Source organism: Metabacillus schmidteae, from assembly GCF_903166545.1.
GTDB classification, from domain to species: domain Bacteria; phylum Bacillota; class Bacilli; order Bacillales; family Bacillaceae; genus Metabacillus; species Metabacillus schmidteae.
In genome coordinates, this window is the sequence record NZ_CAESCH010000001.1 from 3620554 (window position 1) to 3645464 (window position 24911).

At 34.8% G+C, this 24911-nt stretch carries 26 protein-coding genes, 1 other RNA gene, 1 pseudogene and 1 riboswitch; of the genes and pseudogenes, 6 read left to right on the forward strand and 22 right to left on the reverse strand.

Annotated elements, in window-relative coordinates:
* Positions 1-104 precede the first annotated feature (104 nt).
* Positions 105-983, reverse strand: coding sequence for a TolB family protein (locus HWV59_RS17585; RefSeq protein ID WP_102229147.1), 879 nt, complete (start codon positions 981-983; stop codon positions 105-107).
* Positions 984-1618: 635 nt separating this feature from the next.
* Between HWV59_RS17585 and HWV59_RS17590 the strand changes: the two genes are divergently transcribed.
* Positions 1619-2536, forward strand: coding sequence for an aldo/keto reductase (locus tag HWV59_RS17590; protein ID WP_102229148.1), 918 nt, complete (start codon positions 1619-1621; stop codon positions 2534-2536).
* A gap of 124 nt (positions 2537-2660) precedes the next feature.
* Here HWV59_RS17590 and HWV59_RS17595 read toward each other — a convergent pair whose 3' ends face one another.
* Positions 2661-3506, reverse strand: coding sequence for an MBL fold metallo-hydrolase (locus HWV59_RS17595; protein WP_175639662.1), 846 nt, complete (start codon positions 3504-3506; stop codon positions 2661-2663).
* A gap of 236 nt (positions 3507-3742) precedes the next feature.
* Between HWV59_RS17595 and HWV59_RS27125 the strand changes: the two are divergent.
* Positions 3743-3835: pseudogene (locus tag HWV59_RS27125) on the forward strand (aldo/keto reductase); the annotation flags it as partial.
* A gap of 237 nt (positions 3836-4072) precedes the next feature.
* On the opposite strand, the gene HWV59_RS17600 reads toward HWV59_RS27125, so the two are convergent.
* The 3 genes from HWV59_RS17600 to HWV59_RS17610 all read right to left on the reverse strand — a co-directional run bounded on the left by HWV59_RS17600 (position 4073) and on the right by HWV59_RS17610 (position 5430).
* Complete coding sequence (locus tag HWV59_RS17600; RefSeq protein ID WP_175639663.1) at positions 4073-4618, reverse strand: GNAT family N-acetyltransferase; 546 nt, start codon at positions 4616-4618, stop codon at positions 4073-4075.
* A gap of 62 nt (positions 4619-4680) precedes the next feature.
* Positions 4681-5088: a VWA-like domain-containing protein gene (locus tag HWV59_RS17605; RefSeq protein ID WP_102229150.1), complete on the reverse strand. Its 408-nt coding sequence runs from the start codon at positions 5086-5088 to the stop codon at positions 4681-4683.
* Positions 5089-5211: 123 nt separating this feature from the next.
* Positions 5212-5430 carry a methionine aminopeptidase gene (locus tag HWV59_RS17610; RefSeq protein ID WP_175639664.1) on the reverse strand — a complete coding sequence of 73 codons (219 nt, stop codon included), beginning with the start codon at positions 5428-5430 and terminating at the stop codon, positions 5212-5214.
* A gap of 229 nt (positions 5431-5659) precedes the next feature.
* Here HWV59_RS17610 and HWV59_RS17615 point away from each other — a divergent pair, with 229 nt between their 5' ends.
* Positions 5660-6106 (forward strand): SHOCT domain-containing protein, encoded by a 447-nt coding sequence (locus HWV59_RS17615; RefSeq protein ID WP_175639665.1) that lies wholly within the window; start codon positions 5660-5662, stop codon positions 6104-6106.
* A 96-nt stretch (positions 6107-6202) separates the two neighbouring features.
* Here HWV59_RS17615 and HWV59_RS17620 read toward each other — a convergent pair whose 3' ends face one another.
* The 3 genes from HWV59_RS17620 to HWV59_RS17630 form a co-directional block, all read right to left on the reverse strand.
* Positions 6203-6400: a methionine aminopeptidase gene (locus HWV59_RS17620; protein ID WP_102229153.1), complete on the reverse strand. Its 198-nt coding sequence runs from the start codon at positions 6398-6400 to the stop codon at positions 6203-6205.
* Positions 6401-6479: 79 nt separating this feature from the next.
* Positions 6480-6719, reverse strand: a complete 240-nt coding sequence (locus HWV59_RS17625; protein ID WP_175639666.1) for an HPr family phosphocarrier protein — start codon at positions 6717-6719, stop codon at positions 6480-6482.
* Positions 6720-6813: 94 nt separating this feature from the next.
* Complete coding sequence (locus HWV59_RS17630) at positions 6814-7155, reverse strand: hypothetical protein (RefSeq protein WP_102229155.1); 342 nt, start codon at positions 7153-7155, stop codon at positions 6814-6816.
* Positions 7156-7461: 306 nt separating this feature from the next.
* Here HWV59_RS17630 and HWV59_RS17635 point away from each other — a divergent pair, with 306 nt between their 5' ends.
* Positions 7462-7662, forward strand: coding sequence for a cold-shock protein (locus tag HWV59_RS17635; RefSeq protein WP_026562009.1), 201 nt, complete (start codon positions 7462-7464; stop codon positions 7660-7662).
* 230 nt (positions 7663-7892) lie between these two features.
* On the opposite strand, the gene HWV59_RS17640 is transcribed toward HWV59_RS17635, so the two are convergent.
* From HWV59_RS17640 to HWV59_RS17705, 14 genes are all read right to left on the reverse strand, one after another.
* Positions 7893-9206 (reverse strand): nucleobase:cation symporter-2 family protein, encoded by a 1314-nt coding sequence (locus tag HWV59_RS17640; RefSeq protein ID WP_175639667.1) that lies wholly within the window; start codon positions 9204-9206, stop codon positions 7893-7895.
* On the reverse strand, positions 9203-9796 hold the full coding sequence (locus HWV59_RS17645; protein ID WP_175639668.1) for a xanthine phosphoribosyltransferase: 594 nt from the start codon (positions 9794-9796) through the stop codon (positions 9203-9205). The genes HWV59_RS17640 and HWV59_RS17645 overlap by 4 nt, the downstream gene beginning before the upstream one ends.
* Positions 9797-9972: 176 nt before the next feature.
* A riboswitch (purine riboswitch) is annotated at positions 9973-10074 on the reverse strand.
* A 98-nt stretch (positions 10075-10172) separates the two neighbouring features.
* Positions 10173-11681, reverse strand: a complete 1509-nt coding sequence (locus HWV59_RS17650; RefSeq protein WP_175639669.1) for a carboxypeptidase M32 — start codon at positions 11679-11681, stop codon at positions 10173-10175.
* Between the two features lie 192 nt (positions 11682-11873).
* Positions 11874-13799: an ATP-dependent DNA helicase gene (locus HWV59_RS17655; protein ID WP_175639670.1), complete on the reverse strand. Its 1926-nt coding sequence runs from the start codon at positions 13797-13799 to the stop codon at positions 11874-11876.
* 171 nt (positions 13800-13970) lie between these two features.
* Entirely contained in the window at positions 13971-14177 is a 207-nt protein-coding gene (locus HWV59_RS17660; protein ID WP_175639671.1) for a hypothetical protein, read from the reverse strand.
* Between the two features lie 313 nt (positions 14178-14490).
* A complete protein-coding gene (locus HWV59_RS17665) occupies positions 14491-14670 on the reverse strand; it encodes a hypothetical protein (RefSeq protein WP_175639672.1) in 180 nt (59 codons plus the stop codon).
* A 54-nt stretch (positions 14671-14724) separates the two neighbouring features.
* Positions 14725-15867 (reverse strand): THUMP domain-containing class I SAM-dependent RNA methyltransferase, encoded by a 1143-nt coding sequence (locus tag HWV59_RS17670; RefSeq protein WP_175639673.1) that lies wholly within the window; start codon positions 15865-15867, stop codon positions 14725-14727.
* Positions 15868-16029: 162 nt separating this feature from the next.
* Positions 16030-16422, reverse strand: an RNA gene (gene rnpB / locus HWV59_RS17675) — RNase P RNA component class B.
* A 68-nt stretch (positions 16423-16490) separates the two neighbouring features.
* Entirely contained in the window at positions 16491-16790 is a 300-nt protein-coding gene (gpsB, locus tag HWV59_RS17680) for a cell division regulator GpsB (RefSeq protein ID WP_102229163.1), read from the reverse strand.
* Between the two features lie 104 nt (positions 16791-16894).
* Positions 16895-17455 carry a DUF1273 domain-containing protein gene (locus tag HWV59_RS17685; RefSeq protein ID WP_175639674.1) on the reverse strand — a complete coding sequence of 187 codons (561 nt, stop codon included), beginning with the start codon at positions 17453-17455 and terminating at the stop codon, positions 16895-16897.
* A gap of 196 nt (positions 17456-17651) precedes the next feature.
* Positions 17652-17951, reverse strand: a complete 300-nt coding sequence (locus HWV59_RS17690) for a CotD family spore coat protein (RefSeq protein WP_175639675.1) — start codon at positions 17949-17951, stop codon at positions 17652-17654.
* Positions 17952-18260: 309 nt separating this feature from the next.
* Positions 18261-19526, reverse strand: a complete 1266-nt coding sequence (locus HWV59_RS17695; RefSeq protein ID WP_175639676.1) for a ribonuclease H-like domain-containing protein — start codon at positions 19524-19526, stop codon at positions 18261-18263.
* On the reverse strand, positions 19510-21801 hold the full coding sequence (locus HWV59_RS17700; RefSeq protein ID WP_175639677.1) for a DEAD/DEAH box helicase: 2292 nt from the start codon (positions 21799-21801) through the stop codon (positions 19510-19512). The genes HWV59_RS17695 and HWV59_RS17700 overlap by 17 nt, the downstream gene beginning before the upstream one ends.
* Positions 21802-21933: 132 nt before the next feature.
* Positions 21934-22434: a PTS sugar transporter subunit IIA gene (locus tag HWV59_RS17705; protein ID WP_175639678.1), complete on the reverse strand. Its 501-nt coding sequence runs from the start codon at positions 22432-22434 to the stop codon at positions 21934-21936.
* A 425-nt stretch (positions 22435-22859) separates the two neighbouring features.
* Here HWV59_RS17705 and HWV59_RS17710 point away from each other — a divergent pair, with 425 nt between their 5' ends.
* Both HWV59_RS17710 and HWV59_RS17715 read left to right on the forward strand, forming a co-directional pair.
* Positions 22860-24089 (forward strand): IS110 family RNA-guided transposase, encoded by a 1230-nt coding sequence (locus HWV59_RS17710; RefSeq protein ID WP_175639679.1) that lies wholly within the window; start codon positions 22860-22862, stop codon positions 24087-24089.
* 245 nt (positions 24090-24334) lie between these two features.
* Positions 24335-24814, forward strand: coding sequence for an Hsp20/alpha crystallin family protein (locus HWV59_RS17715; protein WP_175639680.1), 480 nt, complete (start codon positions 24335-24337; stop codon positions 24812-24814).
* The last annotated feature ends 97 nt before the right edge of the window (positions 24815-24911 follow it).

Sequence of the window (24911 nt, forward strand, 5' to 3'; positions counted from 1 at the left end):
GCAGTCTTTTTGAAAATAAAAATGCTTACTCCTTTTTATGAAGTAAGCCTTGATTGTATAAAGAAGACTATTAGTCTTTCGATCTATATTTCAACATTTATCATTTATTTGAGCTCATATCTCACAAATGCAATCTGTTTACTATCAGGAGACCAAGAATTCACATTGATTGTACCTTGTCCCCCGAACAGCTTTAGAAGTAGACGGGATTTAACGCCGGAGCTTGACATGATTCGTAACTCAACCTCCTTATTAGCTGGATGATCTCCCGGTTCAACCTCCCCTTTACGATATGCAAGATACACTACTTTTTCGCCATTCGGAGATACATGAGGAAACCAGTTATTGCTCTCTTCAAATGTCATTTGCGTCTGTTCACTGCCATCAGCATTCATACGCCAAACTTGCATTAATCCAGAACGTGTTGAATTAAACCAAATATACTTACCGTCAGGAGAATATTCTGGACCATCATCAAGTCCCGGGAGGTTAGTTAACTGTTTTTCAACCCCGCCGCTTGTCGGGATTGTATAGATATCATACTGTCCGTTCCGTTCAGCACAGTAAGCTAATGTATGACCATCAGGTGACCAACCGTGCAAGTACGAGGGTGCCATCGGTGTAACAAGAGTCGGATTACCACCCTTCATCGGGAAAATATAAATGCGCGATTGACGATCTTCAAAAGTATGATGACTTACTGCAATGTGAGATTCGTCTGGAGCCAAGACATGATCATTATTACAAAAAGTAGCGAACCCCGAATCAATTACATTAATTTTGAGTGTATTCATGTCAATGGAGTAGATATACCCTCCACTGTTATATATAAGCCTGCCATCGCGAGTCCAATTTGGTGCTTCGATAACCTGATTAAAGGTTGCTAACGTTCTTTTTTCACCCGTTTCTACATTTAAGATTTCAAGATAACTTTTTGTGTTTTCCCGTACCGGAAAATCATAGGGTTCTTTTAATGTATTCATGTGTTATACTCCTTTGTTTTCATTCTTTTAAGGTGACATATGTGACTTGTTGAAATTTAAGCCTCATTGCTCTAGGTGTTTTAAACGCTTTCTTTTTTACAGATAATCATCGATCTCTATCTATTTCGCAAAATTCTTCCTTAGTTATTATACTTATCTCTTAGAACATTATAATCTTATATTTCAGTATTTTTAAGCAAAAACTTAATATTCTACGAACAATGAACCTTTTAGATTAGTGAAATAAACATTATATAGTAAGTAACGTTACGGTAAGTATCTTTAAAAAAATTCAGTACTATAAATATTTCCCCTGGTTTATTAAAATAAATTTAGGTAATGAATAATACTTTAATGTGGCATCAGGTATTTTTAAACAATGGAGGGATCTAACTCAGTCATTTGAATAACCATATGTGCGGAACCAGTGAAAATGCCTTATTTTTCACATTGGATAATAAGCATAATTGAATGAACAGGTTATTACTTTAGGTGAGTATTGTTTCAGACTATGGTTGATGACGGTGATGAAGGAATGTCTCTTTCAAAGTGAGTAAGTTTTTATTTATGAATTCATGTCATCCATGAAACTGACCTTCAATCGAGTACTTTATAAAAAAAAGGAGAGTATAGTAATGAAAACAATTAAACTTGGAAACAGCAAATTAGAATTACCTGCCATTTCTGTCGGGTGTATGCGCATCAATTCACTTGAAAAAAACGAAGCAGAGAACTTTGTTCAAACAGCATTAGAATTAGGTGCTAACTTCTTCGACCATGCTGATATTTATGGTGGTGGAGAGTGTGAAGAGATTTTTGCAGATGCGATTCATATGAATGATGATGTTCGTGAGAAAATCTTTCTGCAATCGAAGTGTGGTATTCGAAAAGGAATGTTCGATTTTTCAAAAGAACATATATTAGAATCTGTTGACGGTATTCTAAAACGATTAAATACTGATTACCTAGATGTTCTTCTTCTTCACCGTCCAGATACATTAGTTGAGCCAGAAGAAGTGGCGGAGGCCTTTGATACGCTTGAAAGTTCAGGTAAAGTACGTAATTTCGGAGTTTCCAACCAAAACCCGATGCAAATTGAGCTTCTAAAAAAATCAGTTAAACAACCGATAGTGGCAAACCAGCTGCAATTAAGTATTACTAACGCAAACATGATCTCAAATGGCTTTAATGTGAACATGGAAAATGATTCTGCTATTAATAGAGATGGCAGCATTTTAGATTACTGCAGACTAAACGATATCACGATACAGCCTTGGTCTCCTTTTCAATATGGTTTCTTTGAAGGCGTATTCCTTGGAAATGATAAATTTCCGGAACTTAATGAAAAGATTAATCAAATCGCTAACAAATATGAAGTTAGCAATACGACGATTGCAATTGCATGGCTATTGCGCCATCCAGCAAATATGCAACCAGTTATCGGCACGATGAATGTAAACAGGTTAAAGGATTGCTGTAAGGCAAGTGATATTCATCTTTCGCGTGAGGAATGGTATGAAATCTTTCGTGCAGCAGGTAATGTTCTGCCTTAATCATCTACCTATTCGACCTTTACATATGAATACCTAGACAAAACAAAGCACCCTTAATTCTTCACTATGAGGGTGCTTTGTTTTTTCAAACTTATCATCTCTTCCTTACCTTATCAATAATCAATTATTTATGGTAAATAAACCTTTCACCTGGAACCATCATATGAAATTTTTGGTAAGGATAGTGATGAAATAAGTAATCAACAAAATAGGCAGGATTTTCTCGGTTATTCGGGAACATATCATAATGAATCGGTACAATGAGGTCGATCCCAACCATAGCGGAAAAGTCCACTGCTTCTCTGAAACTCATGTTTCCGATTATTCCCCTTGATGTGCGGAAATAGTCTGACCCATTTATTGGTAAGAATGCAACATGAGGTTTTATATTTTTTACTTTTTCAATCAGTTCAGATGTAACGATTGTATCCCCGCTGTGATAGATTCGAATTCCATTAACTTCTATTAAATAACCTAAAAAAACATGATTTTTTAAAGAATCAGTTTCATAATTTGTATGCGCCGCAGCAATGGGTGTGATCTTAAATCCTTTCATCATGAACGAATCTCCATCTTTGGTTGGATGTATAGATTTAGCTTCCAGTTGTTCTTGTACTAACGTGACTAGCGGTGCCGGGATCCCAAAGCTAGATTCAGAGACTCTAGCAATCTCTTTTAAACTGGGAACATCCAAATGATCGTCGTGGCCGTGTGTAACTAATACCCCGTCTACCTCTTGGAGCATTGCCGGGTCAATAACCGGTGGAAACGCTCTCTTAAATTCAGTCTCTGGGTTTTTCACTTCAATACTACAGGTTAAATAAGGATCAATACAAAGCAATCCATCCTCTTCTTTTCCTTTTATGAGAATTCCCGCTTGCCCTAAATTCCAAAAAGCAATAGACTCTCCATAAATTTTTGTCTGCCTGATCTCATAAGCTAATTCTTCACCACTTTTATAAAGCTCCATCATAAGTTCCACCTTTTTCACTAATTTTGGTTCTAAATATATAAAAGCTATTCTTAATTATTACTTTAAGCTCTTTTCTCTAAATCAAAATTATTCGACATGGCGTCCCGTATATCCTGTTGGTTTCTTATAAAAGCTAAATCTCATTTTCAATTGTGTTAATTGATATTTTACATAAAAAAATTAAATGGTTCTTTGAAGTACCATATTTATATTTCTTCCTTGTTCGGAATCATTATGGATTCTTTGAAGGTGTATTCCTTGGAAACGGCAAATTTCCGGAACTATATGAAAAGATTAATGAAATCGCCAACAAATATGAAGTTAGTAAAGCAGGTAATGTTCTGCCTTAAATATCGTTCTATTAAGTCTTAAAAAAACTGAATCTTTATATATGTATAAAAAAAAAGCCTTTCCCTTGAAATGGGGAAAAGCAACGTTTTAAAGGAGTTGTTGTTGTGCTCTTTCATTATATAACATACACAAGAAATACTCACCGCTGAAAATTCTGGAAATACGCTTGCAGTCATAAATGATGATTTAAATAAAAATAGACAGCTTATGATCTATTCATTTTTACTGAAAAAATAAGCCATAAAAATTTCGTCATCATACAAACCATTAATTTTCACTTGCTCCTTCTGAACACCTTCTTGTATAAAACCGTATCGTTCATACAATTTATGGGCCAATCCATTTGAAGCAAATACTGTTAAACATAACTTATGTAATTGATGAATCCTGCACCATTTCATTGTATAATTCATGAGTTCGGAGCCTATACCATTCCCTTGAGCTGACTGGACTAACCATGTTCTAAATAACCCGGTATGTCGTTTCATTTCAAGTTCTCCTCTAATTACACGGGCAATGCCTACTATTTCATCATTTAGGACTGCAGCAACATACATATTATCTAATTGAATCATATTTTCAATAAATCTCTGCTCTTCTGCTAAACTGCGTGCAGATTCTTTCTGAATGTAAGCGCCAGATTTAATAATTTGAGCAACAGCATGAATGATCTGTTCTGCATCTTCTATTTGAACAGGTCTAAGCATTACCTTTTCTCCATTTTTTGCAGTAAATTCTTTGATCATATCCCCTGTCATTATATTCTCTCCTTTAAATCCAAGCAGAGGCTGAATTGTTGTATCAGCCTCATTAATTCTTTCTAAGCAACACGAATTGCTTTACCGAAAGGAACCTTTGGAACAAATTCATCGGGAACTAACCAAAATACTTCACAATTCACTTTTAATTCTTCATAAAAATAGCCCGTTACATCCGTAATATAAAATAGAGTATCGATCTTTTCTTGATCAGCCCATTCTAATACTTCGGTGTAAGACGACTTTCCATGAGTGTAATACGTTATTTTATCTTCTTTTATTGGCGTTATGTTTCTAATTTTAAAATCTGCTTGCACTAAAAGTGAATGAGGGGCAACCTCACCAAACAGCTTAACTATATTCTGAATGAGTAATGTATTCGTTTGTTTAGTTGATGTGTCTATCGCTAGCGCAATTTTCTTTCCGCTTCTTTCCTGTAATTTTAATAAAAGCTGCTTATGCCATTTCATTCTGAAGATCTCCCCCTCACTTTTTTTGTGAAGCACATCTATTTTTACTCAAATGAAAAGATCCTATGCCAGATAGTCACTTGTTTTCAATACCAGTAATAATACCCTTAATACGGTACTTACTTAAGCATTATTTCCATTCCAGTCCTCATATTGACCGCTGCCATTACAACCAGGGCAATCAAAAATAGCATCATATGTAGGTGGTAAATAAACACTTGTAAAAGATGAAGTAAAGCCTCTGCCTCTGCAATCTGGACATCTCCCCAAAGACTCCATATCAGTATGCACTTTTTCTACTCTTGCTTGCTTCCAATCTGCTATCCCACGTAGAAAATCCAATTCATCACCTCATTATTCCTTATTATTCCTTAATATCGATCTAATGGCTGATTTTTAAACATGTTTGTTTAAGGCATTTTTGCTTTTTTAATATTCGTTACAAAATTTTAATCGTAAAAGCGATGAAATTTAGTTAAAAATTTTGTAAAATAAAAGCAGTTTATGTTGTCTCTGCGTGGACAAATCTTTTTTATAAAATTTGTATGATGAATAGAAAAGGGGAAAAACGGTGGCTGAATTAGCATTTAAAGAATACACGTTTAAAAAAGGAAGTAAAACAACTGTATACATGTACCAAAATAGTATTGAAATCATTCAAAATAGATTTCTTGGTAAATTTAATAAAGGAAAATTACTCCAGTTTAAAAACATTTTGAATGTTACCTTAAAGGAACCGGGTTTTGCGTCTAATGGAAATATCGTAATCGACTGTGGTCCAGGTGAAAATAAAAAAGAAAAACATATGTATGCAATTGAGTTTTCTAAACAAGAAAAAGAGCTCGCTTATGAATTAAAAGAAATGATTGAGATCAAAGTTGAAGAGGTAAAAAATCAAAGGGTCGATTCTGCAGTTGACAATTTTGAAAAATTAAAGAAAATAAAAGAGCTATATGATTTAGAGATTCTTTCAGAAGAAGAATACCAAGATCAAAAAGAACGGCTTCTAGAGAAATAATGTATGTGAACTAAAAAAGGACAGTTCCTGCAGAATCCAGGAATACATTTTACTAATGTCATTCCATAGAGATTTCGTAAGGGACTGTCCTTCTCATTATTTTTTATTTTTTTCCCATTCAGAAAATTTTCCTGTTCCATTACATTTATAACATTCTATATTACTTCCGGCATAGTGTATAGGTACAATGACAACTCCATAACCACGACAATCAGGACACTTACCAAGTTTCATCATCTTTTCTTGATGAACTTTTTTTCTTTTTTCAAACCAATTGATCAGTTTTGTCTTCATGTCATTTCACCTGACCTCGTTATCGTTGTTTTTATATCGTATTCAACGATTAAGGACAAGGTGAATAAAAACTAAAAATTTAATTTAAAAAATGGATACACGCTTTTATTGCTTCCTCCTCATCTTCTCCACTAGTTAGGATAGTAATTTGATCATCAATTCGTACTGTGGCTAATAATCCCATTAAGCTTTTGGCATCAATTTTATAATTAGGTCCGATCACATAAATGTCTGATTCAAACTTATTTGCAAGGTTTGCCAGTTGGATAAACACTTCTACAGAAATTGGTTTAGTAACTCTCAGCTCTTTTACTCTCATCTTATTCTCCCTATGATTACTTTTACAAAAATTCTATTGGCTTGCATCAGCCTTCATGACTAATTTTTCAAAAGTAACCTAACGAGAACAGTTTTTAAAAGTAACCTTCCTCATCTGCTGTAATTAATAACCGATTTTGATCATCCGTTTGAATCACGATCTCCTTGTTTTCCGAATAATCCGGGTGAACAAATATAAGCTTTATGCAGTTTCTCATTACAACATGATCATATAGTACCCAACCACATAACTGAGACATATTCTTCACTGTCGTTTGTATTTGTTGCTTTTCCTCATCATTTATTGCATTTTGAGTCTGGATCGGGTCTGACAGCTCTGATAAGTCTGATACTTCTACTAATTCATGTTTTTCCTCTTTCAACTGTTTCATCAATTGATATTCACTTATTGACCTAACTTTTTCATGATCTTTCAATACCAATACGCCTCCTTTTTTAGATTTTATCAGTATTTCACAATCCCGTAGTTTTTCTACTTCAACCCTTGATTTATTTAAAAAACAAAAAATGCTCTCTCAATATTCATATGTTAAAAATGAATATTGAGAAAGCACTTTACATATCTATTTGCTTTTCCAGATATTATCTGTTAAGATGAATAAGAATTATTTTTGTTCGGTCTGTAAGGAAAAGAAGAAGTATTTAAACTTTTCGCCTTTGATATCTAATTGAACAACTATAGTATTAAATTGTGGACTAGATCCACTCAGGAGGCAATAATTATGCAACAAGGTACAGTAAAATGGTTTAACGCAGATAAAGGTTTCGGTTTCATCGAAGTTGAAGGTGGAGATGATGTATTCGTACATTTCTCAGCTATCCAAGGCGAAGGATTTAAATCTTTAGAAGAAGGTCAAAAAGTTACATTTGACACTGAGCAAGGTCAACGCGGTCTTCAAGCAACTAACGTTAATAAAGCATAATTACTGAGGGCTCCATTAAGGAGTCCTTTTTTATTTTATTTAAATAATGAATAAAAAATGCACAAATATCCCCATTCATTACTGAATGGGGTGAAGGTTAAACATGTAAAAGGTACTAAATGGTTAGCTAAAGCATAACACACTACAGGCAAAATACCTAATACTATTAAAAAATAATTTAAATTTTATCTTAATCAGAATTAATTCTTGATATTGAAGATAATCTTTTATTATGAAGCCTGACTTTGAACAACTGTCTCTTCTGATTTTTTCTGTTTTGAAGGTGATGGAATAATATTAAAGATAATATTTAAGATGATCGCCGTAACACTACCTGCCACAATTCCACTATTCGTTAGAATTTTAACTGATTCCGGAAGACCTGCAAACATTTCAGGTACAACGGTTACACCTAGTCCTAATCCTACAGAACATGCAACAATCAGTAAGTTTTCTTGTGTTGCAAATTGAACTTGCCCAAGCATCTTAATGCCATATGCCACAACCATACCGAACATCGCAACCATTGCTCCGCCTAAAACAGAAGATGGAATAATTGTAGCTAATGCAGCAATTTTCGGAACTAGCCCTAAACCAATTAACATCATAGCTGTAATGTAAATCACTCGATTTGTCTTGATTCCGGACATTTGAACAAGACCTACATTCTGTGAAAATGCAGTGTAAGGAAATGCATTAAAAATCGCACCTAACACATAAGCCAGACCTTCTGCACGATAACCTCTCGCCAAGTCTTTCTCAGTAATCTTTTTGTTAGTAATATCTGCTAATGCAAAATATACGCCTGTGGACTCTACCATACTAACGACCGCTACAATCGTCATCGTTAAAATAGGCGTCAATTCAAAAGTAGGTGTTCCAAAATAAAACGGCTTTCCAATATTAAACCAAGAAGCCTCTTGAACAGGTTGAAGATCAACCATTCCCATAAAGCCTGCCGCAACAGTTCCTGCCATAATTCCGATTAAGATAGATATAGCACGTACAAATCCTGTAAAGAAACGATTTAAAAGTATAATTAAAATAAGGACACCAAACGCTAAAAGTAAATTTTCTTGTGAACCAAAATCAGGACTTCCTTCCCCGCCTGCCATATTGTTCATTGCAACAGGAATTAACGTAATCCCTATAATTGTAACAACGGAACCTGTAACAACTGGTGGAAAAAACTTTACTAGTTTTCCAAATATTGAAGAAATTAAGATAACAATTAAGCCTGAGGCAAGAATAGCTCCATATATGGAAGAAACACCATATTCACTGCCTATCGCGATCATTGGTCCTACAGCCGTAAACGTACAACCTAAAACAATTGGTAACCCAATTCCAAAAAAGCGATTTTTCCAAACTTGTAAAAATGTAGCTATTCCACACATAAAAATGTCTATAGCCACTAGATAAGTTAATTGAGAACCTGATAGACCAATAGCACTACCAACAATTAGCGGTACGACAACTGCACCTGCATACATTGCCAGTACATGCTGAATTCCTAGTGAAATATTTTTAGCTGTTTGTTTCATGATGTTACCTCCTCAAGTTGTTCAACAAAGCTAAGTTGTCCTTCTTTTAAAGAAGCTATTTTTGCTAAAGATTCTACTCGATACCCTAAATCCGTTAATTCTTTTGCTCCTTTTTGGAAGGATTTCTCAATCACAATTCCTACACCAGCAACAGTTGCACCAGATTGATTGACAATGTCAACTAGTCCTTTTGCAGCCTCACCATTTGCTAAAAAATCATCAATGATAAGGATGCGGTCTTCTGGGCTTATGAACTGACCAGAAACAGCAATAGTATTTTCTTCTTGTTTTGTAAATGAATAAACAGAAGAGACTAGGAGATTATTGGTTAATGTTAATGATTTTCTCTTTCTAGCAAAGACAACCTTGATTCCCATTTCCAATCCAGCCATCACTGCTGGAGATATACCAGAAGATTCAATTGTCACAATTTTTGTGACACCATCATTTTTAAATCTACGCGCAAATTCAATTCCTATTTCTTTCATTAAAACTGGATCAATTTGATGATTTAGGAATGAATCAACTTTTAATACACCGTCAGAAAGAACGATACCTTCTTCTTCAATTTTTTCTCTTAGTAGTCTCATTTATTTTGTGTCCTCCTAACGATTTTTAACAATTAATCTTCTTTAACTAGGCAAACAAAAGGATAAAACCTAGCTATATTTAATAAATTAAAAATAAAAACAAAAAAGCGACATTGCTTCAACTAAAAGTGGAAGCAATGTCGCCATCAATTTAAGTATTATAATCAATACTAAAAGCAACAAATAACTCCACTCATAGTCGAACAATTTACGGTTGCTCGGTAGAAACTTGTAGGCCATATCCCTACGATTATATGAGTGCTATGCAATTAATAAAAATTATACCAATATTTTTGTTATTTTCAAGGGTTTTTCGTTAAAAACACGAACTTTTTATTTTTTATTCAATTGAATATTCGGAAAATTTCAAACCAACTTATGTTAAATGGTAAATCTTACTATATTTTTCTTCGAGATAGTCAATTAAATATTGTGCATTTAATTCTTCTCCAGTTACATCTTTCATGATTTCTAAAGGTTGTTTCGTTCTGCCGAATTTATGAATCTTATATATTAACCAATCTTTTATTTCCCCAAATTGACCTGCTTCTATAAGTTCATCAAAGTTAGGTAGATCCTTCATCATAGCGTTTTTTATTTGCGCAGCATACATATAGCCTAATGCATATGAAGGAAAATAGCCAAAGCTCCCTCCTGACCAATGAACATCCTGTAATACACCTTTAGCATCATTTGGTGGAGTTACACCCAAATATTCCTCATATTTCTCATTCCATATACGAGGTAGTTCTTCAACAGAAATGTCATCGTTAAACAACGCTTTTTCAATTTCATAACGAATGATAATGTGAAGACAATATGTTAATTCATCTGCTTCAATTCTAATTAAGGAAGGCTTAGATTCATTTATTGCTTCATAATACTCATCAAGACTTATGTCTTTAAATTGTTCCTCTGAAGATCCTTTTAACTTATCAAAATAGCGGCGCCAAAACCCTTTATTTCTGCCGACAAAATTTTCATAAAACAAAGATTGTGACTCATGAATTCCCATTGAGGTTCCACTACAAAGTAATGTCCCTTCATACTCTTCTGAAATATTTTGCTCGTATATCGCATGACCACATTCATGAATTGTACCAAAAATAGCTGTACGGAAGTCCTGTTCATCATATTTCGTCGTTACACGTACGTCATTTCGATTTAGTGTTATTTCAAATGGATGTACTGTTTCATCTAGTCTACCTGCTTCGAAATCATACCCTAGTTCCTTTAAGAAAAACTCACTTAGTTGTTTTTGATTTTCTTTAGGGAACTTTTTGAAGATGAAGTCTGTATTGGGTTTTATTGATGTTTCTGAAATCTGTTTTACGAGAGGTACGATTCGATCTCTAACCTGTGCGAATACACGATCTAACGTTTCTACAGTTACTCCTGGCTCATATTCATTTAAAAGGGCATTATACTTGTTTCCCTCATATCCCCAATAATTAATTAGTTTCTTATTAAAGTCTACTAGCTTTTGTAGATATGGTGCAAATAGTTGAAAATCAGATTTTTCTTTCGCTTCTTCCCAGATTGATTCGGCCTTAGAGCAAAGAATAACATATTCTTTATATTCCTCAGCTGGAATAACTTTATTTTTTCTGTATTCTTTTTTCAGGATCTCAATTGCTTTTTTAGTCATAAATTGGAGGTTTTCATAAACCCCTTCACTTGACAATGCTGTTAAATATTCATTCATTTGATCTGATACAAGCATTTCAAATGCCTCTGTAGATAACATTCCAATCACTTCAGATCGTTGCTGAACACCTTTTTTAGGTGCACCTGTACGTAAATCCCAATACATAACATTAATTGCTTCTTCGTATGATTGCATTTTTTTTATGTAGTCTAAAAACTCTTGTTCCAATTGACTCATTTTTCTCACTCCCACAGAAATGATGTTGGTTTTATGTATATATTATTCTATGTAATAACAAGATAATTCAGACTTTATAAAAGACTAGTTCCCCCTGGTAATCCTTTCAGGGGGAAGTTTATGTTTTTTATTATTATTAAGCTTTTGTATCTTTTTCCATTCAATAAAAAAACATTTTATACAAAGAATTTTTTAGTTTTTTATTAACGGTTTTACAGGCAGAACTGATTCAATCATTGATAATACATCTTTGTCTTGTTCCATATAAAAAATAGAAATGCTGCCTTTGTCACTACTTGTACGAATTAGTCTTCCAATCCCCTGTCGTAATCTTAGTATCATATAAGGTATATCAACTTCCTTATATGGGTCATGTTTATCAGATTTTTTTGCTTCAAATACAGGGTCGTCCGGCGGAAATGGCAACGACCAAATTACAACATTTGATAGAGAAGGACCCGGAATATCCAGACCTTCCCAAAGATTTACTGCACAAAGGACAGAATGTTCATTTACCTGGAATTCCTTTACTTGAGAGCTAATTTCTTTATCCCCTTCAAAAAGGATTGGAAATGGAAAGCTTATTTCTGAAACTTTATTCTTGAACCACTTTAATTCTTGAAATGATCGAAAGAGAACTAATCCTCTTCCTTCAGATTTTGTTAATTCTTGAATCGTTATATCAAATTTATTTTCTGAGTTTTCGCGCATCATCATTTGGATGCTCATTTGCTCTTCATATTCAAAAGGAGATTCAACAGATAGTGATAAATAATCTTGAATTCCTAAGCTATCAGAAATAAAATCAAATGATTTATTTTCTGATAAAGTTGCAGAAGAGAATACAATAGGGATCTTTTTCGAGAAGACTTTTTCCTTTAAAACTTCCTCTACTTTTCGAGGCATAATGACTAATGTATAGTCCTCACTTTTTTCTTCAACCCAGCTTACTGCATTTGTGTTTTTATTAAATAGAGAAAGTGAGTATTCCATTTGATCAATAAATTCTTCTACAATTTTCAACTCGTATTCACCAATTGTATATAGTTCTCCTTCAAATACAAGTGCCTCACTAATTTCAGACAACTTACGTTGCAAGTTAAGCGCTGTTTCTTGAAGTTTACCTTTTCGGTCAATACGTAAGCGATTGGAACCTTCAACACTGCTCGTACATTCTTTTAAATCATCAAAAAACATATCATTAACCGCAAGTGCATCTTCAACTAAATAGGCAAGTTCTTCGCGAATTTCATTTTGCAATAATTTTTCTAAGAATATTTGCAAAGTGCTCTGTTTTACACGGTATGTTAAGGCCTTTTGAGCAGCATATTCAAGTAGGTGTCCTTCATCAAATACAATACTACTATATTCTGGAAGTAACGGTATTTGCCCTTCCCGCTTCCGGGATTCATATGTCCAAATATGTTCCATAAAATAATCATGTGAGCAAACAATGATGTCGGTTGCTTTGCGATAATAATCACGTGACAAAGTTAGCCCACAGCGATGTCTCTGTGAACATGTGAAACAGTCCTGAAAAGGGTCCCAACCTACGTTTTCCCACTCTTCATCTGAGAGATGTCCGAATTCCTTACGATCTCCATATGCTGAAAATTTCTGCATTCCTCCTGTTTCATGGACAAAGTCAGGAAGTGATTGGTATAGATCTAGATACTTCTCGTCTCCCGTTTTCTTGATTGTTTCATCTAATTTATTTAAGCAAAGATATTGACTATGTGTTTTACTTAACCTGACATCCATATTAATATCTAGGTGTTTAGACAATTTGGCAATATCGCCTTCTTGTTTAACTAGTTGTTCTATTAATGTTTCATCTGCACAAGCAATAATTGCCGGTTTACCAGTATATCTAGCATAAGATAAAGCATAAAGCAGGTATACAATTGTCTTTCCTGTCCCTACCCCTGCTTCAGCGAACATGACTTTTTTTTCTTGAAATGCTTTTTCTAGTTGAAAAGCCATAAAAATTTGTTCATCCCTCAACTCAAAGCCTTTTTCAGGAAGAATATCGTAAAATACATCTCCTATCCAATTGCTTAAGGCTTGGTAAAAGCTCTCATCCTTTGATATGGTAAAAGGCAAACGTGATGTTACCATATACGCTACCTCCATATTTCATTTTCAAATTAATCGCAAATAATAATTATTATATTTTTTAGAAAAAAAGTCAATTAAATTGCATCAATTCATTAGATACATACATTTCTGTAACCATTTTACACATTCCAATCTTTCTCAAAAAAAAGAAGTAGCCAACTTTGGCTACACTTAAAAATCTTTGACTTGATCGAACATTGTTTCAAAAATTAATTGATGGTCTATTGAAGTTACATGGGATAAAGCTCGAATCATATCTTCTTTCGCTTGACCAATTTGAATTACAGCCTCTGATTCACTCCCCATTTCAGTTTCTAACGACTTTTTAGTTGAAGTTAACGCTTTATTTATAAGATGAAAATCGTGATTACCGTACAAATTTCTGCCCCTCCTTCTAGGGAATAATATGGATATTTATATATAATCCAAAAATGATAATATATTCCATAATTTTTTATTGAATATATCCAAATATTATAATGAACGAATTGAAGGAAATTTATTCTCAAGTGTAGGAGGGGATAAATCAAAACTATTTCCATTAGAAAAACTTGGCTTATCGCCAAATTCCAAACGGTGAAAGCCTTAGTTTTTCTTATACTTTAATCCTTTAATATGATTATACTTTCTTAAAGTATAAAAAAGAGACTCGAACGTTATAGTTGAATCCCTCTTTTAAATGAAATACGATTTATTCTTCTACTTTTTTAAATCCATGTTCTTCTAAATCAATTGTTACGTCTTCAGGTGTTACAATATAATATGTAGTCCCTTCATCATTTGTAATAATGATCTCTGTTGGACTAGCGTCCACCCGTGCTGCTTCGAGATCAAAATATTTAGGTCCTAAAATATCTGTTAATGATGTCAAACCGGCCACCTCCTTTTCATTAGATTTGATTTTATCAAATTTTTTTCATTGAGACTATTTATTTCTTGGTGGTCGAACACTAGACCAATATTGATAATAATCTGTTTTAATAAAACCATTAAAGAGTTTTCGTTTCTTTGTGGCAGGTTTACCATAAAACTGTTCAAAGTCTTCGTGTGAAGTCAGCATATAAATACTCCACGTATCTAAATTAGAAAAAGCCTGTCCCATCTCTTTATACATGTGCTCAACTTCTCTTTTTTCACCTAAGCGTTCTCCATATGGAGGATTACCGACGATTACACCGAATTCTTTTGTCGTGGTAAAATCTTTCACCTGCATTTGTTTAAATGAGATGATATCTCCAAAACCGGCTTCTTCTGCATTCCCTTTTGCAATATTGACCATTCTATGATCAATATCAGAACCAAGAATATCAAGCTTCTGATCATATTTCGCTTTATCCTCAACCTCTTGTCTAGCCATGTCCCATTTATCTTTGCCTATCCAGTCCCAGGCTTCAGAAGCAAACTCCCGATTAAATCCAGGAGCAATATTTTGTCCGATAAGTGCTGCTTCAATCGGAATCGTACCAGAACCGCAAAAAGGGTCTACAAATGGTCGGTCAGGCGTCCATCTTGTCAAAAGTACAAGTGCGGCCGCTAATGTTTCTTTTAATGGAGCACCACCTTGCTCTATGCGAAATCCTCGTTTATGTAATCCGGTACCACTTGCATCAATTGTTATTGTTGCAACATCCTTTAATAATGCCACCTCAATCCGATACAAAGGACCATCTTCATTAAACCAGCCTGTTGTTTTATAGTGTGATTTCATCTTTTCTACTATTGCTTTTTTTACTATTCCTTGACAATCAGGCACACTGGCTAATGTTGATTTTACCGATTTTCCAATTACGGGAAACTCAGCGTTTTCCGGAAGATAATCTCCCCAATTTAATGCTTTTGTTTTTTCAAACAGCTCATCAAATGTTTTTGCCTGAAATTCTCCTACTTTTATTTTAATACGGTCTGCAGTTCGTAGCCAAAGGTTTGAACGACAAATTGCTAGCTCATCAGCTTCAAAAGTTACCTTTCCATTTTCAATTGTGCACTCATATCCTAAATCCTTTACTTCTTTCCCGACTATGGCTTCTAATCCCATTGCCGAGGTTGCTATTAGTGTTATATTTTTCATTATCAACCCTACCTTATGCAGCTTTTTTCATGTATTCATCTTATATCCTCGACCATATTCTTCACATATAACCAAGTAATACCAATAAAATATTCTAAATAAAAAGGAGCTGAAATAATCAGCCCCCTGTTCTTTATCAATTCATACTGATTTCAAATAACGTTCGATAAGCCATGTTTTGTTCCATCGTACTACAAACGGCAAAAAACCTCGTACTCAGGCGGTAATCATCTATCTACAAAAGCAATTCAGCTTTTGTCCTTCTCTTCGTTCAATTCCTCCAAGAAGGTGCCCCTACCATAATTTGGGTTTCTCGCTCGTGGGGTTTACCTCGTTCCACTCTTACGATTTCTCGTAAGACTTCGTCACTGTGGCACTTTCAAGGTATTCAGACCATATCCGATTGGACTTAGGTCTTTTCCCTGCCGTCAGCCAAGCGAACTTGACTGCCCTAGCTTATGAATTCGCTAGGCACGAACACTACGGGCATCTCAGCACCGTGCGAGCATGGACTTTCCTCTACAGCCCTATAGACTGCAGCAATTACCTGAACGTTATTAACGAAACAGTAATATAAGTATACCTAATCATCTCATACAAAACAAGTGGAAATAATTAGTGAATCAATCGTACAATTTACTGCCAAAAACATGTTTCTCTAAATTTGATAATCGTTTTAAAATATCAAAGTTTGTTGTATTTGTTTGTACAGGTGTTTGTTTTTTGTATGTATCATCTAACTGCTTTTTCAAGCGTAAATTTTCTTGCTGCAGATCTTCATATTCTTGATGAAATGTTTCATAATCCTTTATAACGAGATCTAAAAATTTATCTACTTCTTCTTGTTTGTAACCTCGAACACCTGATTTAAATTCTTTTTCCAAGATTTCTTTAGCTGTTAATTTTAATTTATCAGCAAGCATTTCTTTCACCTCATTATAGCGAAGTCCTCAATTTATATTTTTTCAGATATTATGTAAATTGTCAATTTCATTATCTTTTAAATTTTAGTAAAACACCTAATTTTTTACCAGAAATCATTATTTTTTAATGTTTCTTCTTCGACTACACTTTGTAAATCTAAGAAGTTAATTGTACTGATCATATAGGATGTTACTTGTTGTTTATTTCTTGCAGTTTCTAACAAAAATTTAGGAGTTCCTTCTTTTTCTTCGTCATACACAAGTAATAAGCCCTCACTTTTGTGAACAAGGAATTGATTCTTTTGTTTAAATTGTATTGGACTTTCGTACTCTCTTTTTGTGATACTGTCTACAAAATCTGCTTGAGAAAGAATAAATTCATAATATTCCTGGTTGCTTTCATTCCATTTTGATTCCTGATTTAGAAAAGGTGTTAGAATGCCAAGCTTTAACTCTGGAAATTGCAACTGAAGTTCGAAAACAACTTCTGCTGCCCATAACTCTACACCCATTTGACCACTTATGAGCACCCATTCTAATCCCTCATCCAAAAATCCAAGCAATGACTTCTCAATTGCCTTTTTAATATACTCCACAGCTTTATCATCTTGTTTAAAAATACCTAATTCATGGGATTTATACCCTGAAATGGTTAAAACCTTCATTCAATCACCTTTACATTATACGAACTGTTTTTCTAATTATGACGAAGATATCATTACATGTATTATACTTCTCTCTTTTCTGAGGTTATAAACCTGTCATTAATCTCTTAATAAAAGGAATGTTTAACTGTAACTGAACTAGATTATTGCTTAAAAAAGGGAAGGAGCCAGGTTTCAGCTCCTTAGTTCCTTTTTATTATCTAAAAAATGGTCCTGGACCGAAACCCGGTCCTGGTCCTGGTCCGAAGCCTGGACCTGCTCCTGGTCCTGGTCCGAAACCTGGTGTTGGACCGTACACGTTAAAATGTTGGTGTGTAACCTCATTTTGTACAGATTGTGTTTGAGGGAAATAGTGTTGGTGTTTATAAAATTCATGATTTACAGTTGTTGTGTGTTGTGGATGAATGTGTGGTACGATTGTTTCAGAGTACGTATTATTAACACAACATTTTGTTGGGTGTACAATTGGTGCCATAACTTTAGGTCTACAATGCATATAGCATTCTCCTTTCATCTTTTATCATGTCTTACACTTTTAGCCTATGATGAAAGGTATATACATGTACTAATACAAAAACCTAATTTTTATAGAAACGTAAAAAAGCTGTCTTTAAAGTTAGTAAGAATGACCATTGTTAATACAACTACGATGAAAAATAAGTATAAAACACTTTTATACATGCTGTTCTTCTCCCTTGATAAATATTGAACTACAGTCCCTTATTTTACATCGTTCCCTATAAACCTACAATTCTTATTTACAACTTTCTAAAAAATTCAAAGTTTTGTCAAAAAAATGGCGAAATTACTCATTTTTTGCGCTTGCCCGGGCAATATTTTTTTCATATTTCTTTATAATTCTCTCTTTCCTTTTTACAACATCCTTAAGCGGCATTAAATCATTCAACTCACTGCATTCATTTACTATTCGTGTCAACATATCTGTAAACTCCATTGCTTTTACAAAATCTTTCTCATGATGCTCATAAAATTTTGCTAATTCTATTCCAGCCTTAAAAGAAACCTCTTTTGATTTTGAACCTCTCACTAATTCTTCCCAGAGCTTTACAGCTTGTTTCCAATTCTTTTGCTTTTTGTATAAAAGTGATAAAGCAAACTTTGCCTTAGGTTCCTGAGGAGATTCTTTTTTAACAAATGAAGTGTATGCATGGAGTGCAGATTCATTCTCACCTATATACTCTAGCCACCTTGCAATTTCATAGTGTTCAGAGTTCGTCGTTTTACTATTTATATCCAGTATTTTAGTAGAAAGATGAATATATAACGTGATAAGTGATAAAACATCAATCTCATTATGTTTAAGAACACCCGTAATAATTTCCGGATTTTGCTGTTTGACGAATTCGAAATAGATCATCGGTGCTAAAAATCCAGGGATATCATTTTCTCGATGAATTCCCAATATCTCACTTTCTACTTTTGAAAGTTTTACAGATTCCAAATCATTTTTCCACAATCTACGTGAAGCATGAAATAGATCAAAATGACCAAAAGGAGGCAGACTCGGCACCTTTTCGCGAATTAATGTATGTCTTGTCTTTACTTGTGGCCAGTCAAAAGCTTTTCCGTTATACGTAACAAGAGTCTTACTATTAATTCCCTGTAAAAAGCTTTGATAGAGAGCAACTTCATTTCCCGGCTTTGGTAACAAATGTTGTTTAACAATGACACAATCATCCAACACTTGAGCTTGGCCTAATAAAAATATCGTATTTCCCGTGCCCCCTCCTAACCCAGTCGTTTCTGTATCAAAGAAAAACAATTCACTTGGAAGGTGATACCTGGAAGAGAGGGGATGATTTAGATCACTTTCATTCCATTTTGCCACAACTTCGTTAAACTCTCTTAATTTATAATGTCCGTGTTGATAATCAAGAGGATATACAACCTCTCTGATCAAACAATGCTGTCCATCATAAGAGAAAACAGATGTCTGATAATCCTTCCAAAGTTGTACATTTGGATCTTGAGCTGTTTTTTCAGTAATGACTCCTTCTTCCTCACGAACGACATGTTTTTTTAATCGATTCAGTTTATGTTTTAATGACATTTGCTTCATCCTTTAATATGCTTAAAAGAAAATAAGCATCTTTTTTCATTGTTTCAGATGAACCTTCTACACCTATACATGAAGGGCAGCCCGAATAACATGGACATTTATCAATTAAGTTCAAAGCCTCTGAGAGCACGGGTTTCATCGTTTCAAAGATTTTTTTTGAAAGACCTACACCTCCCGGATATCGGTCATACAAAAATATAGTTGGCTTACCATTATGTATAGCCTTAATTTGAGCTACAACATGTAAGTCAGATGGATCACACATGACCTTTAACGGAGCAACGTGCTGTAAGACGTTTGCTACACCTATTAATGATTCCTCTATCCGTTTTTCAGTTAATTCCTGAATCTCAGTAGACTGCAAGCTTAACCAAGCAGAATTTGTATGAAGCTCTTCCTCAGGCAGGTGAATAGGCCCTGAACCAATATTTTCATGTGTATCAAATTTGATTTTTTTGAAGATGGTTGCCATTGCTTGAACTGTCACATCTCCATAACCAAAAACAATATGGTTCTTTTCAAATGTTAAATCCTCTTCAAGAACCTTTAATTGTACAGCTAAATTTGCATCGGTAAAATAATCAACATCTACTTCTCTAACGAACGCTTTCTTCTCTTCCCAATCCAGTTTCTCAACTTGAAATTGCACGCCCTGATGTAAATAGATGGCTTCATCATGGAGTAAAGTCATTGCACTAAAGCGATCCATCTCACCAATTACTTTTACATGTGAAATATCAGATTGATCTATAATAATCACATTTTCTTGTGAGGCAGAACGAAGACTGATGTTGTGAGCCGGAAAGGAATCATTCATCCAATGATATGTTTGGTTATTGTAATACAACACTCGTTCCTCGGCCAGAAACTGCAAAATATCCTCCAGCTCCAGTCCGTCAAATGTATCTCCATCCCGAAACGGCAATTCAAAAGCTGCACATTTTAAATGATCAACTAGAACAACTAAATTATCTGGATTAATTATCGCTGTTTCAGGGTTTTGTTCAAAGAAATAGCGAGGGTTTTGAATAATATATTGATCAAGAGGGCTGGAGCTTGCAACCATCAAAATAACAGCTTCTCCTTGTCTTCTGCCGGCTCTTCCCGCTTGTTGCCATGCACTTGCAATGGTTCCCGGGTAGCCAGTCATGATACAAACTTGCAGACTTCCGATATCTACACCTAATTCTAATGCATTTGTACTGACAACCCCTAATATCTCGCCATTTCTAAGTCCTTTTTCAATTTCTCTTCTTTGCTTTGGTAAGTATCCTCCTCGATATCCCCGGATTGATTTCTTTGTAAGCTCGTTTTTAATCAATTCTTGTAAATAAGTTAAAATAATTTCAACTCGCACACGACTACGGGCAAACACGATCGTTTGTATCTTATTTTTCAAAAATTCACCTGCAAGCCTTCTTACCTCTAAGGTAGCACTTCTTCTAATATTTAATGGCATATTAATTATAGGTGGATTATAAAAGATGAAATGCTTTTTACTCGAAGGTGCTCCATTTCTAGATATTAAATTCATGTTCGTTCCAGTTAAGGTCTCAGCTAATTCCTGCGGGTTTGCTATTGTTGCAGACGTACAAATAAACTGTGGATTACTTCCATAAAATTCACAAATTCGTTTTAGGCGGCGAATGACGTTTGCAACATGACTTCCAAATATCCCTCTGTAAATATGCAATTCATCAATGACGATATATTTAAGATTTTCAAACAAAGAAACCCACTTTGTATGATGCGGCAAAATAGCAGAATGAAGCATATCAGGATTTGTAATAACAATATGACCTGCTTTCCTAACCTTTTGTCTAATAGCAGGTGATGTATCTCCGTCATATGTATAGGAATTAATCTGAACACCCATTTCTTCAATTATTTCGTTCATTTCCGATTTCTGGTCCTGAGCCAATGCTTTGGTTGGAAATAAATAAAGAGCTCTGCTGTTTTCTTCTTTTAATACTTGCTGTAAAACAGGAAGATTATAACAAATCGTTTTACCGGATGCCGTTGGTGTTACAGCAACAAAGTTTTTACCTTGTCTCGCTAACTGATATGCTTCGTACTGATGTGTATATAATTGAGAAACACCCCTTTTTTCCAATGCACCTTTTAAGCGCGGATCAACATCAGGCGGAAAATTGATAACTTCAGCCGCTTTAGGAGGGATTGTATGCCAATGTACAATTTGCTCATTGAATTCTTGTTTATTTTTTAATAAATGAAGAATACTTTCTAATGATTTTCTGAATTCCATTATATCCACCTTTTACTTGTATATAGCTTTTGTTTTCTATTTTAGCGAATAAACGTTCGCAAATAAAGAGGAATTAACTAGAAACTGTTTTAAACATAAAGAAAGCAGAATTATTCTGCTTTCGGGTAGTTGTTATTTTAAGTGTATATTTGCAATTTGAGTGGAACCTTTAATGACATTCTCCGCTGAAAGGTGCTCAATGCTTTGTACGATATCAGAATTCGTAATGATAATAGGAGAAATAGTACTTGCTGCATTTTCTCTAATCAAATTGAGATCAAATGTCATTAATGGATCTCCCACTTTCACCTTCTGTCCTTCCTTCACCTGCACATCAAAACCCACTCCATTCAATCCCACTGTCTCAAGCCCAATATGAATAAGCCACTCAATTCCTATTTCTGAACGGAGTCCAATTGCATGCTTCGTATGAAAGACTTGAATAACCTGTCCATTAATTGGGGATACCACATTACCTTCTACAGGTTCTATCGCAATCCCCTCTCCCATCAATTTTTGTGAAAAAACTGGATCAGGAACATTTTCAAGCTCTATTAAGCTTCCAGATAACGGAGCAAAGAACACTTCTATCGTTCTTCGTTTTTCTTTTTTACTAAAAATTGATTTAAGCATAACATCATCTCCTCGTATAGTAAGTTTATAGTCCTCTTTCGAGGTAATTTCCAGTTAAAAATTGCTCTTTGATAATTCCATAGATGTTAGTTCAGATAGTGGGGGCTAGCCCCCACTATCTGAAAATCCCATTCCAAGGGGTGGACTTTTCGTGATGTCCCTAGATAATGGTCTTAGGATCGTTTGGGGGATTTCTATCGTCTCCTGTAGCTATGACTACTACAAAAGTCTGTCTCCTCAGTTCTTGTTTGAACTTCTAACCCGCAGGCTGTTCCCTCTGGTAGCCCATGCTGGAAGTTGCAGCTTCCAGGCAGCCCATGGACCAGTGTGAGTTCTAATACGCGAGGGTGATTGACCAACAAGTACACTGGGGATATCCCGAAGAGTCCTTCCCTTGATCCTAGAATGAAAGGAGGTTAACCACCATGAAATTATTTGTTGGAATAGACGTTAGCTCTCAAGATATGAAAGCTTGTGTCATGAATTTTGAAGGAGAAGCATTAACTGCTCTCACTGTTGACAACAATTTGAAAGGGGCATCTTACCTGAAAGATCAGATTGTCAAGATAGCCCAAAGTAACTCAATTTCCGAGATTCAAATCGGTATGGAGGCCACTTCAGTTTATAGCTGGCACCCTGCTATGTTTTTTCACGAGGATGAATCTCTTAAAAAATTTAAAACAACAGTCTTTACTATTAATCCTAAACTCATTAAAAAATTTAAAGAGTCCTATGTTGACCTGGATAAAACAGACCAAGTCGATGCTTGGATTATTGCGGATCGCTTACGTTTTGGACGTCTTCCACTAACGGCGGTTATGCAGGAACAATTTATTGCTCTTCAAAGGTTGACAAGAATGAGATATCATCTCGTTCACAACCTAACACGAGAAAAGCAATATTTTCTGCAACACTTATTTTATAAGTGCAGTTCCTTTACGACCGAAGTGGATAGCTCGGTTTTTGGAAATGCCATGTTAGAGCTATTTCTTGAACAATATAGCTTAGATGAAATTAGCTCAATGGATCTTCAAGAACTTGCGGACTATCTTCAAGATAAGGGCAAAAATCGCTTTGCTGACGCCGAGTGTGTGGCAAAGTCCATTCAAAAGGCTGCGCGTTCTTCCTACCGATTATCAAAGTGTGTGGAAGATTCTATCGACCTTTTATTAGGGACTTCAATAGAGTCCATCCGTAGTATAACTAAACAAATTAAGGAACTTGATAAAGCCATCCAGAAGCTTTTAGAAGGTATCCCTAATACCTTACAGACGATTCCTGGAATTGGCCCCGTTTATACCGCTGGTATCTTAGCGGAAATTGGACAAATTGAACGCTTCGAAAACCAAGCATCTATCGCCAAATATAGTGGACTTACATGGTCCAAGCATCAATCAGGAAAGTTTCAAGCTGAGGAAACCAAAATGATACGTTCAGGAAATAGATTCCTTCGTTATTACCTTGTTGAAGCTGCCAACTCGGTTCAACGATGTGAGCCTGAATTTCGGGCATACTACCTGAAAAAATACCGTGAGGTTCCTAAGCACCAACACAAAAGAGCACTCGTCTTAACGGCAAGAAAACTTGTGCGGTTGGTCGATGCGCTGCTACGCAACGATCAAGTCTACACGCCAAGGAGGAAGGTGAATAACTAAGGGATAAAATATCCTAAATCCTTCAACTAATTCCAGTAAATGGATAACTGATTTACTGGGTTTATTAAGTATTGTCTTTTTTAGATGTTGGTGGGCTTGAAATTTCCAATTCCTTTGATTTTGGTCCTTGACATATTACCGCAGGACTTCTTAAACATATGCAAGGTAATTTTTTACAATCAAATAACATTTGGCTCGTTCACCACATATAATACTTTGACATAAAAAGGCAAGGAGGGTACATTATGAGAAAAAAAAATGAGCTAACAAACAACAAACAAGACCAACAAAATGAAACGTTAGACTTTTTTCAGATCGTTGATCATTTTTTTCGGTCAGAACCGTTAAGACAATTTATGAATGAATTTGATTCTATGTTTGAAGGCTCTTTTCCGCAAAAATCAATACATGTTAATACTTACGAAACCGATCAAACTTGTGTGATTGAAATGCAAATTCCACCTGTAAAAAAAGAGCAAATCAAACTTGAGCTCGTAGACCAGTATTTAACGATTTCCATTACGAATCGGGAAGAAATTAAAGAGTATAACGAAAACTCTTCAACTTTTCGAAGTTACTCGTCACTTGATAGTTTATCAAAAACCATTGTACTTCCCTATAAAGTAGAAGAACATGAGATAAAAACCAAATATAAAAACGGCTCATTACTTGTTACAATTCCTAAGAATTCTAAGCAAATATTACTTGAGGATGACTCTATATAATTATTCTACAATGGTTAACTAAGCTTCGTAAATAGTAGCTAATAACAATTACTTACATCAAATGAAAACGCTCGACTCTCATCAATGAATCGCTGAA

Bases quoted from the DNA above. Each gene is read 5' to 3' on its own strand.
- HWV59_RS17585 (WP_102229147.1), bottom strand. From the start codon at position 983: ATGAATACATTAAAAGAACCCTATGATTTTCCGGTACGGGAAAACACA.
- HWV59_RS17590 (WP_102229148.1), top strand. From the start codon at position 1,619: ATGAAAACAATTAAACTTGGAAACAGCAAATTAGAATTACCTGCCATT.
- HWV59_RS17595 (WP_175639662.1), bottom strand. From the start codon at position 3,506: ATGGAGCTTTATAAAAGTGGTGAAGAATTAGCTTATGAGATCAGGCAG.
- HWV59_RS17600 (WP_175639663.1), bottom strand. From the start codon at position 4,618: ATGACAGGGGATATGATCAAAGAATTTACTGCAAAAAATGGAGAAAAG.
- HWV59_RS17605 (WP_102229150.1), bottom strand. From the start codon at position 5,088: ATGAAATGGCATAAGCAGCTTTTATTAAAATTACAGGAAAGAAGCGGA.
- HWV59_RS17620 (WP_102229153.1), bottom strand. From the start codon at position 6,400: ATGAAGACAAAACTGATCAATTGGTTTGAAAAAAGAAAAAAAGTTCAT.
- HWV59_RS17625 (WP_175639666.1), bottom strand. From the start codon at position 6,719: ATGAGAGTAAAAGAGCTGAGAGTTACTAAACCAATTTCTGTAGAAGTG.
- HWV59_RS17635 (WP_026562009.1), top strand. From the start codon at position 7,462: ATGCAACAAGGTACAGTAAAATGGTTTAACGCAGATAAAGGTTTCGGT.
- HWV59_RS17640 (WP_175639667.1), bottom strand. From the start codon at position 9,206: ATGAAACAAACAGCTAAAAATATTTCACTAGGAATTCAGCATGTACTG.
- HWV59_RS17645 (WP_175639668.1), bottom strand. From the start codon at position 9,796: ATGAGACTACTAAGAGAAAAAATTGAAGAAGAAGGTATCGTTCTTTCT.
- HWV59_RS17650 (WP_175639669.1), bottom strand. From the start codon at position 11,681: ATGAGTCAATTGGAACAAGAGTTTTTAGACTACATAAAAAAAATGCAA.
- HWV59_RS17655 (WP_175639670.1), bottom strand. From the start codon at position 13,799: ATGGTAACATCACGTTTGCCTTTTACCATATCAAAGGATGAGAGCTTT.
- HWV59_RS17670 (WP_175639673.1), bottom strand. From the start codon at position 15,867: ATGAAAAATATAACACTAATAGCAACCTCGGCAATGGGATTAGAAGCC.
- gpsB (WP_102229163.1), bottom strand. From the start codon at position 16,790: ATGCTTGCTGATAAATTAAAATTAACAGCTAAAGAAATCTTGGAAAAA.
- HWV59_RS17685 (WP_175639674.1), bottom strand. From the start codon at position 17,455: ATGAAGGTTTTAACCATTTCAGGGTATAAATCCCATGAATTAGGTATT.
- HWV59_RS17690 (WP_175639675.1), bottom strand. From the start codon at position 17,951: ATGCATTGTAGACCTAAAGTTATGGCACCAATTGTACACCCAACAAAA.
- HWV59_RS17695 (WP_175639676.1), bottom strand. From the start codon at position 19,526: ATGTCATTAAAACATAAACTGAATCGATTAAAAAAACATGTCGTTCGT.
- HWV59_RS17700 (WP_175639677.1), bottom strand. From the start codon at position 21,801: ATGGAATTCAGAAAATCATTAGAAAGTATTCTTCATTTATTAAAAAAT.
- HWV59_RS17705 (WP_175639678.1), bottom strand. From the start codon at position 22,434: ATGCTTAAATCAATTTTTAGTAAAAAAGAAAAACGAAGAACGATAGAA.
- HWV59_RS17710 (WP_175639679.1), top strand. From the start codon at position 22,860: ATGAAATTATTTGTTGGAATAGACGTTAGCTCTCAAGATATGAAAGCT.
- HWV59_RS17715 (WP_175639680.1), top strand. From the start codon at position 24,335: ATGAGAAAAAAAAATGAGCTAACAAACAACAAACAAGACCAACAAAAT.